The organism is Sphingobacterium alimentarium (assembly GCF_004342685.1).
GTDB lineage: Bacteria > Bacteroidota > Bacteroidia > Sphingobacteriales > Sphingobacteriaceae > Sphingobacterium > Sphingobacterium alimentarium.
In genome coordinates this window covers 1-17,366 of record NZ_SMBZ01000059.1, presented here as the reverse complement: position 1 = coordinate 17,366, position 17,366 = coordinate 1, and the positions used below count along the sequence as shown (strand labels likewise).

The following is a 17,366-nucleotide window of genomic DNA, read 5'->3' as shown; positions in this document are numbered from 1 at the left end:
AGCAAAGGATAAAGACTCAGGTATCATGGTCATAGCCACCGCAAGACCCGCAAGAATTTCGTTTTTGTAATTAATTTTCTGTTTGAAATCAAACAGATTAATAACTTTCTGCATAAAAAAGTATGTTTAAATATTAAAAATGTAAATAAAAAAGAGATGCACCAAAAGAAAAAACCTTTGGGTACGATAAAAAAGCCAATAAATTAAAATTGGGAAATATAACAGTTAGCCTAAGATCAAGGCGGAGTAACTTGGGATGATATTTGTACTGTTCTTTTCATTGAGTGGTGCAAAAGTACAATTTATAGTTATTGTACACAATTTAACACCAAAAAAACTAAAAAAAATTGTTTTACAACACAGAATCTTTTCTTTGGTCGCTGTGTGAAAAGAAAAGAAGTCATTACCAAAAACAAAAAATGGGATACTGAATATCCCACGCAAAAAACTCGCAACCTGTTTGGTAAAATGTAAGGAAATGGAATTGTGAGCCGGTGCATTTTTGCAAAGTGATTGCATCCGCTTTAAACCGCAAAAATGCGTTTCCGACCGTAGGGAGGAATTGCATTTTTGCCCGCCGATTTCGGCTTTTAGGCAACTTTTATCGGGTGGGTGCGGAAATCTTTCAGATTGTGAAAAAATCCTTTGTATTCAGTCATTCCCCTGCGAAACAAGTTCCATAACAAAGAACAACCCATTTGTGTAAGCGATGAATTGATAAACAAATCTTGGTGTTCCAACGCTTCAGCAAGTGAGCAACTTGGCGTGCTGTCCTCTTGTTCAGATTGCTTCAATAGTTCGCCAAATTCATCGGTAACAAATGGCAGGCTTGCCACCGTTTCGTACTTTTCAGAATTTGGTTGTTTTATCTCTCCGATGGTGGATAATATAACTTGCCCTGTGTGTTGGCTATTTCCAAAGTCAACCCAATATTTTGGCTCATCTTGATAGTGTCTGCGGTAGCTTATTTCTTTTAAAATTTCAGCAACGCCAAACCTTGCCTGTACGCCATCCACACAAGTAATGGTAATAACTGCCCTTGCTTCTTCGGGCAATCTGCCAAAATTATCTTTTTCAAATTTTACCGTTTCGGCTTTCCAATTTGTACCTGCCCAACGGTTGCATCGGTTGATTAAAGCAACGGATTTGTATAATCCTGTTTCACTTTCTGCAAAACGCTGTCTGCCCAAATTGGCACTTGTGATAACATCATCATCCCAAAGGCGGACTTGTAACCCTGCGTGTTCCAATGCTATCAAACTTTCGTTTATTTCCATTAAGGCGGTCAATACTTTTGAACCTGTGCCACCTGCTCCGATAAGGTTTACCGAAATCGGATTGGTTGGATTGAGCAGGTAATTATCTGTAAAATGTACTGCTGTTTTTGCTGTATTCATCACAATAGATTTTTAAGGGTTTTATTGTTCTTTTTCAATACTTCTTTTGGAAAGGGTTTATCCGTACCAATAAGGTCTTTCCATAGACTTACGATGTTCTTTTTTGTCAAATTTGCACTCAATGAATGACTGAAATAGGAATTGAAAAAATAATGTTCCCACGCCTGTATAAATTCCTCAACCGAAGCCGAATTTTTGACGTCAATACCCACAGTACCCATACATACATTGCCTTTTTCGTAGATATTGAAGAAAGGTGCATAATGCAAAGGCGTTTTCTCGGTGGGTCTTCTGTCGTTTGCCAAAGCAAATACAGAAAGGCTGTTTTTGCTTGCCAACCAAAGCATTGGCGGTACTTGTGCTTTTCCGTTGGGTATGCCCAAACTGTCCACAAAATAAAGTTGTCTTTGCTTTGCTTTCGTGTACCATAATACCGTGGCTTTTTCAGCACTCGGATTGATATGCAGAATATTAGTGGGCAATATCCCTTTTGGTTTTAAAAAAGCTTGGTTCTTTTCATCATCGGTCTGTAAGGACTTAGCCAATACATTGGCTTCTTTTACAGTTAATGGATGCGCATTGATAGGTATTCCGTTGCTATCCATATCAAAATGCTCCACGAACATATCGGTATCTTTTCCATTGGCTTCGTAGAAAACTAAAGCAGATTTTGGATGGTACAATGTGCCGAAGTCTTTGGTTATGTCGTTTAAGGTGTTCATTTTTCTATCGTTTTGTATTCATATAATAATCCACTCAAATCATTCAATAAACCAAATAAACGGTTCTCAAAATCAAGGTTTGCTGTTGGTATTTCACTTCCGTCAAATCGCTTGGAAATAGTAGGTTCTGCCATTGCTCCGTACTCGTTAAATTCATTGTTGATGGTATCTGAAAGACTTTCGTACAACCAGCCTTTAGTATCTGCAATAAATGAAATGTATTTTTCCATTCCGATTATTTCATTCTCGTCATCATCATTATAAGGGTCTTCTTCGGATATTGGTGCGTTTCGGAAAATGCTTGCATTCGGATATTCAGTAAAAAGGTCAAACGCATTACAAGCCACTTGCCAGCATCCGTTATCGAACGCATCAGCAATTTTAAATCGGTTCAAACGCTGTTCAAATACCTTTAGATTGATACGGTTAAATAGCTTTTTTTCTATTTTATCGCCAATGTATTCGGCATTTCTCAATTCACGTTTGTTGGTTTCGGTTTCTGCCGTTTCCTCGTCTTGTTCCACCCAATCTGTCATCATTTCGTACAACCAATATAGATAACTTTCTTCCTGCCTGTAATACGGAATTTGAGCGATATGATACAGATAACTACATACCGATAGTAAAAGCTGTGCGGTCTTTTTACGCTTTGGGTCTTTGAGCATTTTAAAGAGTGGCACAACGGGAATGTAATACAAGGTTGTTCCTGTGTTGTATCGTTCCTCGCCTATAAAATAGGTTTTCCTGCTATCCTTTACCAATCTGAAACCATCCCAATTGCTGTTGGTACGCTTTACTTTGTTTTCCATATCCCACATAGCCAATGTTATATTGTAGGGAAACTTAAAACTGTTGGTCTGCATTGGTTCAATCCTGTAATGCTTGGCAAGTTTGGAAAGGGACTTGTAAAAATCCCTCTCCGTTTTCTGACAAGCCTGTACGGATGATGCCGTTTTTAGTTTGGGCAGAAACGTACACTTTAGAATACCATTGGTAGCATTGCTATTGGTACGGATTTCTGCTTGTCTTTCTGCACTTGGTTTGCGTCCTTTGGTCTTTGCATCAAATTGGCGAACTCGCCCAACTGTCGGTGCAATTGCCGTTGTCGTTTCTGTTCGGGTATGCTGATAGTTCCCGATATGATGTTGCGTTGCATAATTCATCGCTTTAATATTTGGTTAACCTTTCGTACCCATTACACTCTCAAACTTGTACTCGACTGCATCGTCTTTTATTTGTGGTGCAGATACTTTTGCCGTTGTCAAAATCGGGTACATATTGGCGTAAAAATTCATTACGGCTTCCACGCTCCAACGTGGTTCGGGGTCGGTCAGTCTGATGTCCTGTCCTTTATCTTTGAGTATAAACACTCGCTCTAATTGGGTTGCTAATAACATAACTTTCTAATTTTGGGGTTAACACTTTTATTCTTCTTCGTCCGCTTCATCAATAGGATAATCGTCCGCAACTGCTTCCGCTTGTAGAAGTTTGGGTTTTGTTTCGTCAATTGCTCCGAAAAGGCTCGGCGTGGCAAACTTGTCTGATAATGAGGTTTTGCGTTTGCGTATCTCGTCTGCTTTTTCGGGAAACTCCGTTATATCGGGAACTTTTATCCACGCTTCACGGAATTTGCCCTCTTTCTCCAACTCGTCCGCCTTTGCCATTGCATCTTTAAACTTCTTGTCTTTGACTTCTTTTTCTTTTTTCTCTTTTTCGGTTTTTGCTTTCTCGATTGCCGATTGTGCTTTGGCTTCATCAAGTTGCTTTTGAAATTTCTCCATATCCACCATTAAGCTCGATACCTTTTGTATAGGTGTGGTTATCTGCTCAAAAAATCCCTCGTCAAACTCCTGGGGTGTGGCGTTAAAGGTCAATGGTGGAATTAGGTTTTTTGCACTATCTCCGCATTGTTCGTTATTGAGCAATACTGTTACAATTAGGTTGCTTTCTATTCCTTTTGAAATGTTCAGTTGTAATACTCCTGTAAAGTCTAACTGCTGTATCTGATTGAAAAAATTGGTGTTCATCGTTCTAAAATTTTAATTGTTAATACTTTTTTCTTTTTTAAGTTTCTCGTGCATATCTGCCCAATATTCCTGTCTTTCCTTGTCTGTTTCTGTTGGTGGGTCGTGCTGATATTCTTTATACCAACCTGTTTGTTGAATAGCTTTTATGAGGTCGGTAACTTCAATCCAATTCCCTTTTTTATCTATGATTTTCATCGTACTTGGCTTTAAGTGTTATTTGCTGATTTCCGCTATTTGGTCAATCCTACCATAAATGATACTTCTAAGACTTGTTTTGTCGGGAGCGTTGTATTCTGCCCAACTGCCGTACTGCTTTACGATATAGGATTTTAAAACATCCTAGAAACCAAAACGATAACCCATAAGCGGGACGGCTCTTTTGAAATAGGCGTTTCGGTTTACTGCTTCGGCAAGCCAATTTTTTTCGGCTCGGTTCAACTTGTCGCCTTTGTTCAGTTTTTCCCTTAATAGGTAAACCTTTGCATTTTGCAGGGTTGCCAATTCGGGTACATCTTGGCGTACAAACTTTGTAGCTATTGTTCTTGTTTCCATTGCCTTTGGTTTTAAGTTTCTTGAATTTTAATTTTCCGCTCCAACAAGTTTTCTAATATCTCGTAATCGCTTTCGTAATCATTACCCTCAAAATGGTAGGTTTCGTTTTCTTCATCAAATTCGTATTGCTCAAAATCCACGTCTTCCAAATAAACATCTGTGAGTAGCTTGTCATAAAATGTTGCCCTGCCATATACAAGATTGCCCATTTCTTCATAGTCGTGTGTGAAATTCACTTCGTAATGCTCCGCTATCTTTTGAATGATTTCCATATTTGGTGACCACTTTGTTTCATATTGAAATTGTCCTTCATCGCCTTCATTCCAATAGATATTGAAGAAATAACCACCATTATCTTTAGAAATAAATTCGGGTAATTGTCCTTCTTCGATTTTTTCTTCCTTTTCCTTCATTGATTGAAAAAGTTCCTGTATTGCTGTGATTGTTTCGGGTTTCCCCTCGAATACAACTGTATTACTGCACCAATTTGCCATAACTTTTGTTTTTAGTAGGCTACCACCGATTAAAGCGGTAGCCTGTTGTTATTTAATTAAGGTTTAGGGTTTCTGCACCATCTAAAGCAAAACCATTACACAATTCAAATGCTTTCTGTGATTTGAGTTGAGCAGTGCCACCCAATACAATGCTCTGCAACTTGGCTTCATCATTCTTGTAATTTCTTACGTTCTGATAGTAACCTGTAACCGCATTATAAGCTCCGAACAATGTTCCTTTTGTCGTATCCATTTGTTGGGTGTCGCTTATCATTGCGTATGCAAAAGCATCTTCAACGGTGTTTTTGAACACGGTTGAAATTTCATCTTCCGCACCTTTTTTGATTAAATCAAAGGTTTCCTTATTCGGGCAAAGTGCCAATTGAATTAGCTTTTTAACCTCTCGGTCTGTTACCTTTACTTTTGCCCATTCATTGAAAATTCCCTCTAATTGGTTGCTCAATGTGTTGGCAAGTCCCATAATCTTGTGAGCGTTCTCGATACGTCCTTTTGCTCCCGAAGTGTGTTTGATACGGACAACATTGGTCATATTGCGTAATGAAGCGTTTAAGGTATTTTGGCAAACGATACGGATTGGTGTAAATGCGGCTGTGATACTTCCGCTACCATCATGCGAAGTGGTTAGGAAAATGTATTTTTCCGTAACATCATCGCCATTGCCTACACGGATATAGTCAGGCAGTTTGGCTGTGATAAAAATACGTTCTCCGTTGCCTAATGCTCCTGCGGTTTCGTACAGAATGCCCTCGCCACCACCTACAATAGCATCAAAGAAATTAAAGGCTTCACGGTTTTGTACGATATGGTAATCCTTGCCGACTACTCCCAATACCTTATTGTTATCGGTGCGAATGTTGGCGAAATAGTTAGGAACTTCTAATTCTCTACTGCCTATCTCTATACCGTTAGCCGTTTCGATAATGCCCGAACCTTTGGTAAAAAGTGGGGATTTTACGACTTCGTAATCTAACCCTGCGTGTTTGATAGCTTCCTCGCTTGTCGGGTATTGCTTCACGATTTGCCCCAAGTTGTGCCATGCTTTTTGTTGTACGCTAAAAAATGAATAACGTCCTGTTCTCTCGTTAAAATTGATATTATGTGCCATAATGTTAGAAATTTTGATGTTAAAAATGATTGAATGTTCTTGATTAAAATGGGAGGTCGTCTTCTGCCTTGCTATTGTTTGTGCTTGTGGTAGCTTGTGCCGTTTCCGATTTTTTGCCACCTCCGTGCAATTTGATTTGAGAGGTATGGAAATTCAGTCCTGCTCTTGGTTCTCCATCATTACCTGTCCACGCTCTTGTGCTTACTCGTCCCGATAGTTCTACCAAAGTACCTTTTGTGAGTAGCTTGGCTACATTCGGGGTTATCCAATAGGAGCAATCGAAATAGGTTGTTTGCTCTATGCGTTCGCCCTGTTTGTTACGGTAGCTGTCGTTGGTCGCTACTGAAAAGTTTACTACTTGTTTGTCCTGTGACGTTATGCGTACTTCCGCATCCCTTGTCAATCTTCCTGTGATGTTCATATTCTTTAATTTTTAGTTATTGATTTTGATTTTTTTTTGATTTATTCGGCAATGAGAGGAGGTGCTGTTTCGTTTCATTACCATTTCCAATGTTTTTAATCTTCATATCTGACATTTTTTTTTATTCGTTTAAAGAGCCGGAGTATGCTATGTTTCGTTTCACGAGCATAAAAGGTTCGTGTTTAGCATCACCAAGGTTTTGGAAAAAAATACTACCCAACGGGTGGAGATTATTTTCCAAACTTGCTTGACCTTTGTGATGCGTTAAGAACACGGAAATACCTTTGCTCTTGAAATGGGACAAAAAAGCATACGGGTCTTTGGATAAAATGAATGTGGAAGCCAAGAAGATGGCATTGAGAAATGGTTTTCAGTGAATTGAAATAACACTTCCAATTCGCTGAATTTTTAAAACACTTTTTTAAAGCGGTGGGTTATCAAAGCCACACTAGCAGAGGATTAGAAAATGTATTTGTGTGGGAGGCGTAGATGGCAACATTTTTTAATCTTCTGTTCCAGAAGTAGCCGAAAAGCTCTTTTACAGAAAGGGAATAGCAGAGCGAAGTAAATGTGCTTTGGCTATAAAATATGGGCATAAAAAAAGCAGAACCGTTAAGTTCTGCTAGTAATTATCAAATTGTGATTAACTATATAACCTGTAAAAACGCTTCTTCAATCTCCTTAAATTTAGGAGCTACTAAATCCATATCCTTACTAATCTTTTGGCTGGTAATTTTAGCATAAATCTGTGTAGTTGAAATGTTTTTATGTCCCATCATTTTGCTAAGGCTTTCAAGAGGTACGCCTTCGGTCAAAAACATCGTTCCAAATGTGTGTCTTGCGGTGTGAAAAGTTACTTTTTGTTCTGTAATAATTTCAGCTTTTTCAATTAATTTGCCAATGTGAGTATTGCAGGTTACATTAGTTGGAACTGGAAAGATAAACTCATTACGAGTGCTACCGAGGTATTTTTCTATAATACGTTTTGGGATTTCCATTAATCGAACATTAGAAGCAATATCTGATTTTTTTCTTCTGCTGATGATCCATTGATGGCCATCGAAGAAAGACTGAATATTGTTCCTTGTTAGTTTTTTAATATCCGCATAAGCAAGTCCGGTAAAACAACTGAAAATAAAAAGATCTTTCACAAGCTCATACCGTGGGTGGGGCGGTGCACACATCATCAGTTTTTCTACATCTTCTTTAAGAATATAACCCCTGTCGGTTTCTTCCATATTAATTTCATAATCTTGAAACGGATTATCACGTATCAAACCTTTTTTTATAGCCAATTCTACCAGACTTAGTACGGGCATCGTGTAAACCCAAACCGTATTATGTGTAGATTGTAAATCGTACCGAAGATAAAAATCGAATTCCCTAATAAAATCTCCAGTCAATTCCCGAAAGGCCATATCATCACGATGATAGCGTTCTTTGATAAAAGTGGTAAGATGATTATAAACCGTGATGTACTTGTTGTAGGTGCTTTGTGAACGTTCTTCCTTGTCAACTAATTTTTTAAAATCCTCATTTTTATCGTTAAAGACTTTTAGAATTGCATCATCCATTACACCAACACCCAAGAATGAGAGCTTTACTTTTTGGGAAGTAGCAAAGCCCTCGTGTTTCAGCATATCTTCATAAATTTTGTCGATACGCCCACGTATGTTATCCAACTTTTTATTAATATTTAAAGCTGTTGCGCTTTTGCCCTCAACTCTTCCATATTTTAGATCCCAATTGCTAGGGTCAATTTCTAACTTTGTCCCAAAAGTTTTAGGTGTTCCGTCAATGGTAATACGTGCCATAATTGGAGCATTACCATTTTTTTTCAGTTCGTTCTTTTTCAAGTAGAAAAGCAGTTTGAACGTTGATTTTTTTGTCTGCGTCATAACTCAAATGTTTAATGTTTAAAATTAATTTACATTGAGTTACAAGGAAATATAAAAATAAGTGCAAAACACTGAAATATAACCGTTTAAGCTATTAAGGAACCTCTATTAATCGGTAACGAATTAGTAACTTAACTTTGTCATTTCAAGCCCAAAACCTATCTGACACCGAGTTCCAAATAAAGACTACTTCTTTATAAAACATTGTATAGCAACGGATTTAATCGTTTTGCTTAACTTTGCTTTTTACTAATCTTTTTAGAGGAAATACACATTTTATGTCAAATATTGATTTCATCAGGGAAGAAACTGCCGCCAATATTGGAAATTTTTTGGTAGGTAGACTTTTGCCCTTCCGTCAGAAACGTAGTATCGGTCCATTTGTTTTTATCGACCACATGGGACCAGCATGTTTGGCGGATCATGAGAATCTGGATGTAGGACCACATCCGCACATCGGTTTATCCACATTGACATACCTATTCGACGGTTCTATTTTTCATCAGGATAGTTTAGGTACGGCGATGGAGATTACGCCCGGCGCCGTCAATTGGATGACTGGAGGTAAAGGGGTCGTACATTCGGAGCGTACGCCTGAACATTTGCGTCAGCGTGACAAATTCCTTCACGGACTACAGATCTGGGTCGCTTTACCTAAAGAGTTGGAATTTATGGATCCTACTTTTCATCATACCGAAGCAAAAGATATTCCTTCTTGGGAAGAGAATGGGGTAAAGTATAGGTTGATAGCGGGAGAAGCTTTTAATAAAAAATCACCCGTTCCGGTATATAGTAAGTTATATATGTTGGAAATCAAAACTTCAGCCGATGCTTTAATCGATATTCGCGGCGAATTATACGGTGAAAGCGGACTGTACATTTTGGAGGGGGAGATTGCAAGCAATGGACATATTTATGATGCGAAGAAAATCTTAATCACTAAAGATGCTCATCTGTGTTCGTTCACGATGAAAGCCAATACCACGGTGTATATTTTTGGTGGAGAGCCATTTCCGGAGGAAAGATACATCTATTGGAATTTTGTGGCAACCGATAAACAAATCATAGAAGCCGCAAAAGAGCGATGGAGAAATCACGAGTTTCCAAAGGTGCCGGGAGATGATGGTTATGTACCGCTGCCTGGATAATATATAATGTAGGACTGTGATGAGCAGTCCTACTTGCTATAGGCCCACGTTATAATTTGTTTTATGGCGGCGCGTATACGCTCAAAGCCATTCTCATCCAATTCTATCTCACAAACGGTACTTTCGGTGTGCTTGGAGTGAAGCACCAAATAATAAATGCCGGAAACTAATATGCTGCTAATGGCGCGAATATCTACATGAGGCGGAAGCTCCTTATCCGCTTTTTCGAAAAAAAGCTTACTTATTTCTTCACGCTTGCGCGTGATTTCGGACATAATAGCTGACTTTTCACTGATCTGCCAGGTTACCGCTTTTTGCATTTCATTATTGACCAAAAAATTATTTAGTTGATCAAGGAGTAAATTTTCAAGAATATCTTGTGTTCCATTGGGCGGTTCATTTTCCAATGTATGAGAAATATTATCCGACGACAGAAGCCAATAATCTTTTGATCGTATATAGGTTTCAATGAGGTTATCAACACTTCCAAAATATAGCTTTATAAGCTTGCGGTCCACATTTGCTACTTTCGCTATATTAGTAGGTGTAAGCCCTGTATAGCCTTTCTTTTCTAAGACTTTACCTACTGCAGATAGTAGTTTAGCCATAGTTTTCTCTTTGTTATTTACTTTCCCCTGGTATGCTTTTCTAGACGGATTTGACATGCTGGTAGTCCTTCTAAAAGTTAATTTTAGTTAAAGGTAATAATTAAATTTCTCAACAACGGGAATATTATATATTCTTGTATTGGTATTGTAAATCAGCAAAATATACATACCCTAGATTATTAACTATCCAATGTAGAATTTAAATTATGGTCAGCTACCGTTTTTTTTTTTTTGATAGCATTGAGCCTTCTACTGAATTATTCGTATTCATTTGCGCAATCTAAATTGTCTGGGACGATTACAGACATTACGGACAATGCCAAACTGCAGAAAGCAACAATTGCTCTATTAACTCCAACAGACTCTATTCTTGTCAATTTTGCGCGATCAAATGAACAAGGAACATTTTCAATTCCTAAACTTGATACTGGAAAGTATAAATTGATAATTTCCTATCCTCAGTATGCGGATTATGTGGAGGATATTCATGTCTTGAAAGATTATGATTTGGGTATCGTAAAGCTATCAAAAGCATTGCTGCTATTGGAAGAGGTGACGGTGACAGGCAAAATTCCAGTCGTAATAAAAGGGGATACCATAGAATATAATGCGAGTAGCTTCAAAGTAGATAAAGATGCGAAAGTAGATGAATTGTTAAAGGTCCTTCCGGGTATAACCGTAGATGCGGATGGCAAAATTACTGCACAAGGTAAAGAAGTGAAGAAAGTGCTACTCGACGGGGAAGAGTTTTTCGGAAATGACCCGACTTTGATTACTAAGAATATACGCGCGGATATGGTGGACAAAGTGCAGGTCTACGAAAAGAAATCTGATCTTACAGATCGAACAGGAGTAGATGATGGCGAAAGGATGCAAACTGTGAATATCACCCTTAAAGAAGATAAAAAGAAAGGTGCCTTTGGGCAAGCGCAGAGTGGATATGGTTCTGAAAAATATTTCGGGCTGAAGGGCATGGTGAATAAATTTAACGGACCTCAAAAAATCGCAGCCTATGCAATATCAGCAAATGACGGTATGGTGAGCCTTGGTTTTGAAGAGGGGGAAAAGTATGGCACTGGTTCATCTAATATGACTGTCTCGGAAGATGGCGGAATCTATATTACTTCATCAAGCTCTGGTGATGGAATGGATTCTTGGTCAGGGAATTATCAAGGAAGTGGAATCCCGCAAGCGTTGAATATGGGAGCGAGTTATTCTGACAAATTTAAAGGAGATAAGCATAAGTTAAATGTCAACTATAGAAGAGGGCAAATGGAGGTGGAAAATAATTCTTCTTCTTTTGTACAGAACAATTTACCTGAATTGGCCAGTATCCAACAGTCGACAGGCTTGACATGGAATGAAAATAAATCCCATAATGCGAATCTACGTTATGACTTGAAAATAGATTCTACCACAGATATGACCTGGAGAATGGGTTATAATCAAATAGATCGGGACAATACCAGTACGAATAATGCCGCAGAAAGGAGTTTGGATGAGACGCTATTGAATCAAACAGAGTCAAGAAGTGTAAACAGCAGTCTGAATGAAAGCTTTAATGCCAATGTAATGTTGACAAAAAGATTTGGAAAGCTACGTCGCTCCTTGACATTTAATACCGGGATTACTACTAATACTACTGACGGTGTAGCAAACTATTACTCAAATACAGATTTGTATCAACTAAATGATGAGATATTAATCGATCAACAAAAAAACAATGTCTGGGAAAACAACAATTTTAACACATCTTTGGCCTATACAGAGCCACTTTCTAAATATTTAACTGGAAATATTGGCTATGCCATGGCTAGAGTTTCTTCTTATACCCTAAATCAGTCTTTCGACAAGAATGATGTAACGGGGGAGTATGATATTTTGGACGAAAGTTTATTGAATGATTTCGATAATGTGAGTCTGCGTCATACCTTTAATACCGGACTTAACTTCAAGAGGAACAGTCTAACCCTGAATCTTAGTAATGCATTGACCTTCGAGAATGTGGAGCGAAGCTATAATAATCTGAATCAGAATTTGAGTAGAGACCAAATATCTATAGCACCTACGATCAATGGAAATTATCAGATTACAAAAAGCAAAAGTGTTTATTTCAGTTATTCAGGAAGAACAACACAACCTAATCTGAATCAGTTTCAGCCATTGAAACAAAACGATAATCCGTTGATAAATTATTTGGATAATAATGAGTTGAAAGCAGGCTTTTCCAATAATTTTTCAATGTCATATAACTCTTACAAGCAATTAAAAGATATAAGTTTCTACATGGGAATATATGGTTCACAAAGCATAAATTCAGTGAATAGTAGAGTTACGTTTTATCCTGAAAGCGGGCAACGTGATATACAGTTTGTCAATATAGATAAACCCAATTTCAATGCAAATGTATACGGTGGATATCGGAAACCTATTTGGAAAAAAATTGCATTGAGTGCAAGAATCGGTGGTAATTTAGAATATCTAAACTATTACAACTACCTCTCACTCAGCAATAGTAATTCGCAATTGAACAATACAGAAAGTTATTCGGTAAGCCCTTCATTTGGATTAAGTACATATAAGGCTAATAAATGGTCTCTGGATGTCCGGTTGAATCCAGGATATAGGATAAGCCAATCTACCTTGCAGCCCGACCTAGATGCAAAAAATTTCATATTTAGTTCTTATACAGACATCAGTTACACATTTCCAAAGGATTATAAATTCGTGATGAATATGGCACAAACTCATGAGGCCGCGACAGCAACACTACCAGAATTCAACACATTAAATTTATCTGGGTATGTTTCTAAAAAGTTCTTGAAGGATAAATCATTAGAGGCTCAAATTTTTGTAAATGATCTTTTTAATAAAAACAATGGCATTAGAAGATACCAGTCAGGATATACGTTTACTCAGTACTCCAACGATGTGCTACGGAGATATGCTATGTTCAAACTGATTTATAATTTCACTACTATGAAAGGGGGTAATTAATATGAAAAAGCTGATAATATTATTTTTAATACTGATTAGTGCACAACTTACTTTCGCACAATACACTTATTTTCCGACGAGTGGCACGATCACCTATGAGCGGAAATTCCATCTTCAAAATTATTTGAAACGTAAAATCAGTACTAAAGCTGATGTAAGTTTTTGGGACAAAGCAAATTTAGAGCATCTGCAAAAAAGCGGTCCACATGAAGTTGTTACCCATCACGTCCTCAAATTTTATGACATGGAGACAGTTTTTGAAACCCTAAAAGAGGATTATCCCCCTAACTATCGAAATGCCATGTGGTTTCTCCCAATACACGCAGAAACCAAAACATATGTTAATTACCAAAAGGGCACATTTTTAAAACTATTGCCTTTTGGCGATGATGAACTGTTGCTGGCCGATACTATTCCGAAGGTAAAATGGAAATACACGGACGAATATCGAAATATTGCTGGATATGATTGCCGTAGAGCCAATGGACTGATTCAAGATTCTATTTATGTGGTCGCTTTCTTTACCAATCAATTGGAGGTTCCTGGAGGTCCAGAGCTCATTCAAGGGTTGCCTGGCACAATATTGGGTGTATCCATCCCGTCAAAGAATATCAATATGTTTGCGACCAAAGTGGAGTTATCGAATGATATAGTCTCTTCGACGTTGACCAAAAAGAAAAAGGTCGTACCTGAGTCGAGAGAGGCGGTGATCAAAAAACTAAAAAGTTCTGTTTATGACTACTTAGATGATAAAACATTTCAGGAGGAACTGAGTAAAATACTCTTTTGAGGATAATGTATTCTTAAAAAAGGCTTGCAATATTATTGCAAGCCTTTTGTCTTTTATAAAGATTTACGAATAATATCAAATGTCTTGTCTATATCTTCGATCGTAACGGTAAGATGCGGTCTGAAACGGACACTTTTCTCACCACAGCCAAGGATTAGCAACTTGTTTTCCATCGTTTTGTTGATGAAAGTATCTCGGTTTTCAACGGTATCGAAATCAAATGCACACAATAAGCCTTTGCCGCGCGCATTGGACAGATAAGGATATTCAGCTATAAGATTATCGATCTCTTGCATGAGATACTTGCCCATTTCGTTAGCTTTCTCTACGAGATTTTCTTTTTCAATAACTTCTAGGATAAGTTTGAAACGAATCATATCGACCAAGTTACCTCCGAAAGTTGAGTTGATACGGCTGGACTCTTGGAATACGTTTTTCTCTACGCGATCGATCTTCTCACGGTTTGCCAATATTCCACATACTTGGGTTTTTTTGCCAAAAGCGATAATGTCTGGAATAATATCATAATGTTGATAGCACCATATCTTTCCAGTCATCCCGATACCTGTTTGGACCTCGTCAAGAATAAACAAAATGTCGTTTTCATCACAGATACGACGTAGTTCTTTAAAGAATTCAACACGGAAGTGATTGTCACCACCTTCTGCCTGAATCGATTCAATGATTAAACACGCTACATCACTCGGATTTTTTGCGATGGCTTCGTTGATCTGAGCAAGAGCTTGATTTTCCAATTCAATGGTTTCTGCTACACTCTCATCTGTCAGCGGGAAACTAAGTTTTGGATTCACAATACGTGGCCAATCGAATTTTGGGAAGTACATATATTTACGTGCATCCTTCGTATTTGTCAATGACAAAGTATACCCCGAACGTCCGTGGAATGCTTGTTTGAAATGAATAACTTGTGTAGCCTCGTGATTTATTCCTTTGCTTAGATTTAATCGGGTTTTCCAGTCGAAAGACACTTTTAGTGCATTTTCTACTGCCAATGCGCCGCCATCAATAAAGAAAGCGTAACTCAATTCCTGTGGTATTGCCACGCGTTCAAAAGTTTGGATAAAATCGGCGTAGCTTTCTGTATAAATATCCGACAATGCTAACTTATTAATAGCTGCAGCTTCTAATTGTTTGGCATTTGCTAATATATGTGGGTGATTATAACCGATAGGTGAAGAGGCAAACATACTGAACATATCCAAGTATTCGTTCCCTTCTGTATCTACCACATAGGATTTATAGGATTTGCTCAAATCCATTGTAAATGGTAGACCGTCGGCCAAGATATGTTGAGATAATATTTGATGCGTTTTATTCATAACTTAATGTATATTTTAGTTTTATTGTATTATAGATTAAACTTAATTCCTTGTGCCAATGGTAGGCTTGTGGTGTAATTGATGGTATTGGTTTGTCTACGCATATAAGCTTTCCACGCATCTGAACCCGATTCGCGGCCACCACCAGTTTCTTTTTCACCACCAAATGCACCACCAATTTCTGCTCCTGATGTACCGATATTGACATTGGCAATACCACAATCTGATCCATTTTGGCTTAGGAATAACTCCGCTTCACGTAAGTTGGTCGTCATGATAGCCGAAGAAAGGCCTTGACGCACATCATTCTGTAATGCGATAGCATTTTGGACTTCTCCTGTATATTTTATAAGATAAAGTATAGGAGCAAAAGTCTCATGTTGCACAATAGGGTAGTGGTTTTCTACTTCTGCTATCACAGGAGTCACATAGCACCCACTTTCATACCCTTCGCCTTCCAGCACTTTTCCTTCGACAAGGATTTTACCGCCTTGCTCTTGGATTTTACCCAATGCATCCAGGTACATTTGTACAGCAGCTTTATCAATAAGCGGCCCCATGTGGTTGTTGCTATCCAATGGATCTCCAATTTTTATTTGTTTGTACGCTTCGATGAGCGAATCCTTGACCTTATTATATACACTCTCGTGTACAATTAATCGTCTTGTACTCGTACATCTTTGTCCTGCTGTACCCACCGCTCCAAATACAGCACCGATTATTGTCATTTTTAAATCTGCCGAAGGCGTTACGATGATTGCATTATTGCCGCCCAATTCTAATAAGGTTTTACCTAGGCGTTTGGCAACTGTTTCTGCAACTTGTTTTCCCATTCTAGTGGAGCCCGTAGCCGACACTAAAGCGATGCGCTCATCTTCCGAAATCCATTTACCCACTTCAGCATCACCTGTCACTATAGATGATATGCCTTCTGGCAAATTGTTTTCTTTCAAAATTTCGGCAATGATATTTTGGCAAGCTACCGCACATAGAGGTGTCTTTTCGGATGGTTTCCAAATGATGACATCACCACATACTAGCGCTAGAGCTGCATTCCATGCCCATACTGCTACCGGAAAGTTGAAGGCTGTAATAATACCTACCAAGCCTAAAGGATGGTATTGATCATACATACGGTGGCCAGGTCTTTCAGAATGAATGGTATTTCCATATAATTGGCGGGACAATCCCACTGCAAAATCGCAGATATCAATCATTTCTTGCACTTCTCCCAAACCTTCTTGGTAAGATTTACCCATTTCATACGAAACCAGTTTGCCGAGTGTATCTTTTTCTTGTCTTAGCTTTTCGCCCAATTGACGCACTATTTCTCCACGTTTGGGCGCCGGAATATCACGCCATATAAGCTTAGCTTTCTCCGCTTCAGTGATTACCTGTTCATATTCTTCTTTGGTGGTTGATATTACGCTACCTATGTATTGACCATTGGTAGGAGAGTACGAATTAATTTTGGCTCCAGCAGCAAACCAATTGGTTCCTGTGGATGATCCTAGATTGTTTTCTAATACCTTTAATGATGATAGTTCTTTTAGGTTCATATTATAATGTCAAATATTCTTAGTTTTTGTAAATATACCGAATTATAGTCATTTTATATATAATTTATAAGAATTATTAGCGTATTTAAGCCGCTTTTGAGACATTCTTTTTAATACACTGCAGGAAGTTTTGTTTGCATTTTATTCCTCAATCCTCCAATGAGTTAAGTGATAATCCAAAAATATATCAGCGTAAAGCTTGGAAGCAATAGGTAATGTTGCCTATCTTTGCACCACTCCGCAAGGGAGCAGCGGTTCTTCGGAACGATGAAATACAGAGTTAGATA

The 17,366-nt window shown here is 38.1% G+C and carries 17 protein-coding genes; 3 read left to right on the top strand and 14 right to left on the bottom strand.

Features of this window, described 5'->3' with window-relative positions; genetic code table 11:
• Window positions 1–590: 590 nt before the first annotated feature.
• The 11 genes from EDC17_RS15340 to EDC17_RS15280 form a co-directional block, all read right to left on the bottom strand.
• Window positions 591–1,397 (bottom strand): PRTRC system ThiF family protein, encoded by an 807-nt coding sequence (locus EDC17_RS15340; protein ID WP_132778939.1) that lies wholly within the window; start codon window positions 1,395–1,397, stop codon window positions 591–593.
• A complete protein-coding gene (locus EDC17_RS15335) occupies window positions 1,397–2,119 on the bottom strand; it encodes a PRTRC system protein B (RefSeq protein ID WP_132778938.1) in 723 nt (240 codons plus the stop codon). The genes EDC17_RS15340 and EDC17_RS15335 overlap by 1 nt, the downstream gene beginning before the upstream one ends.
• Entirely contained in the window at window positions 2,116–3,282 is a 1,167-nt protein-coding gene (locus EDC17_RS15330) for a hypothetical protein (RefSeq protein WP_037438462.1), read from the bottom strand. Before EDC17_RS15330 ends, EDC17_RS15335 begins: the two co-directional genes overlap by 4 nt.
• 15 nt (window positions 3,283–3,297) lie before the next feature.
• Window positions 3,298–3,516, bottom strand: coding sequence for a PRTRC system protein C (locus tag EDC17_RS15325; RefSeq protein WP_037438461.1), 219 nt, complete (start codon window positions 3,514–3,516; stop codon window positions 3,298–3,300).
• Window positions 3,517–3,543: 27 nt separating this feature from the next.
• Window positions 3,544–4,146: a PRTRC system protein E gene (locus tag EDC17_RS15320; protein ID WP_037438460.1), complete on the bottom strand. Its 603-nt coding sequence runs from the start codon at window positions 4,144–4,146 to the stop codon at window positions 3,544–3,546.
• A gap of 12 nt (window positions 4,147–4,158) precedes the next feature.
• The gene (locus EDC17_RS15315; RefSeq protein ID WP_037438459.1) at window positions 4,159–4,341 is read right to left on the bottom strand and encodes a hypothetical protein; all 183 of its coding nucleotides are present in this window, start codon (window positions 4,339–4,341) and stop codon (window positions 4,159–4,161) included.
• 144 nt (window positions 4,342–4,485) lie between these two features.
• Entirely contained in the window at window positions 4,486–4,698 is a 213-nt protein-coding gene (locus EDC17_RS17730; RefSeq protein WP_228459901.1) for a hypothetical protein, read from the bottom strand.
• Between the two features lie 11 nt (window positions 4,699–4,709).
• Window positions 4,710–5,192, bottom strand: coding sequence for a DUF1281 family ferredoxin-like fold protein (locus EDC17_RS15305; RefSeq protein WP_037438458.1), 483 nt, complete (start codon window positions 5,190–5,192; stop codon window positions 4,710–4,712).
• Between the two features lie 52 nt (window positions 5,193–5,244).
• Window positions 5,245–6,318 carry a DUF932 domain-containing protein gene (locus tag EDC17_RS15300; protein WP_037438457.1) on the bottom strand — a complete coding sequence of 358 codons (1,074 nt, stop codon included), beginning with the start codon at window positions 6,316–6,318 and terminating at the stop codon, window positions 5,245–5,247.
• 43 nt (window positions 6,319–6,361) lie between these two features.
• Window positions 6,362–6,739 (bottom strand): single-stranded DNA-binding protein, encoded by a 378-nt coding sequence (locus EDC17_RS15295; RefSeq protein ID WP_037438456.1) that lies wholly within the window; start codon window positions 6,737–6,739, stop codon window positions 6,362–6,364.
• A gap of 647 nt (window positions 6,740–7,386) precedes the next feature.
• Complete coding sequence (locus EDC17_RS15280) at window positions 7,387–8,637, bottom strand: site-specific integrase (protein WP_037438455.1); 1,251 nt, start codon at window positions 8,635–8,637, stop codon at window positions 7,387–7,389.
• 278 nt (window positions 8,638–8,915) lie between these two features.
• On the opposite strand from EDC17_RS15280, the gene EDC17_RS15275 reads away from it, so the two are divergent.
• Window positions 8,916–9,785 carry a pirin family protein gene (locus EDC17_RS15275; RefSeq protein WP_132778936.1) on the top strand — a complete coding sequence of 290 codons (870 nt, stop codon included), beginning with the start codon at window positions 8,916–8,918 and terminating at the stop codon, window positions 9,783–9,785.
• Window positions 9,786–9,814: 29 nt separating this feature from the next.
• Here EDC17_RS15275 and EDC17_RS15270 read toward each other — a convergent pair whose 3' ends face one another.
• Window positions 9,815–10,393 (bottom strand): TetR/AcrR family transcriptional regulator, encoded by a 579-nt coding sequence (locus tag EDC17_RS15270; RefSeq protein WP_243646176.1) that lies wholly within the window; start codon window positions 10,391–10,393, stop codon window positions 9,815–9,817.
• Between the two features lie 240 nt (window positions 10,394–10,633).
• Between EDC17_RS15270 and EDC17_RS15265 the strand changes: the two genes are divergently transcribed.
• Both EDC17_RS15265 and EDC17_RS15260 read left to right on the top strand, forming a co-directional pair.
• Entirely contained in the window at window positions 10,634–13,390 is a 2,757-nt protein-coding gene (locus EDC17_RS15265) for a TonB-dependent receptor (protein WP_165894441.1), read from the top strand.
• Between the two features lies 1 nt (window position 13,391).
• Complete coding sequence (locus EDC17_RS15260) at window positions 13,392–14,180, top strand: GLPGLI family protein (protein ID WP_132778930.1); 789 nt, start codon at window positions 13,392–13,394, stop codon at window positions 14,178–14,180.
• Window positions 14,181–14,233: 53 nt separating this feature from the next.
• Here the strand turns inward: EDC17_RS15260 and lat are convergent, their stop codons facing one another.
• Entirely contained in the window at window positions 14,234–15,520 is a 1,287-nt protein-coding gene (gene lat, locus EDC17_RS15255; protein WP_132778928.1) for an L-lysine 6-transaminase, read from the bottom strand.
• 29 nt (window positions 15,521–15,549) lie between these two features.
• Window positions 15,550–17,079, bottom strand: a complete 1,530-nt coding sequence (amaB, locus tag EDC17_RS15250; protein WP_132778926.1) for an L-piperidine-6-carboxylate dehydrogenase — start codon at window positions 17,077–17,079, stop codon at window positions 15,550–15,552.
• Window positions 17,080–17,366: the final 287 nt, after the last annotated feature.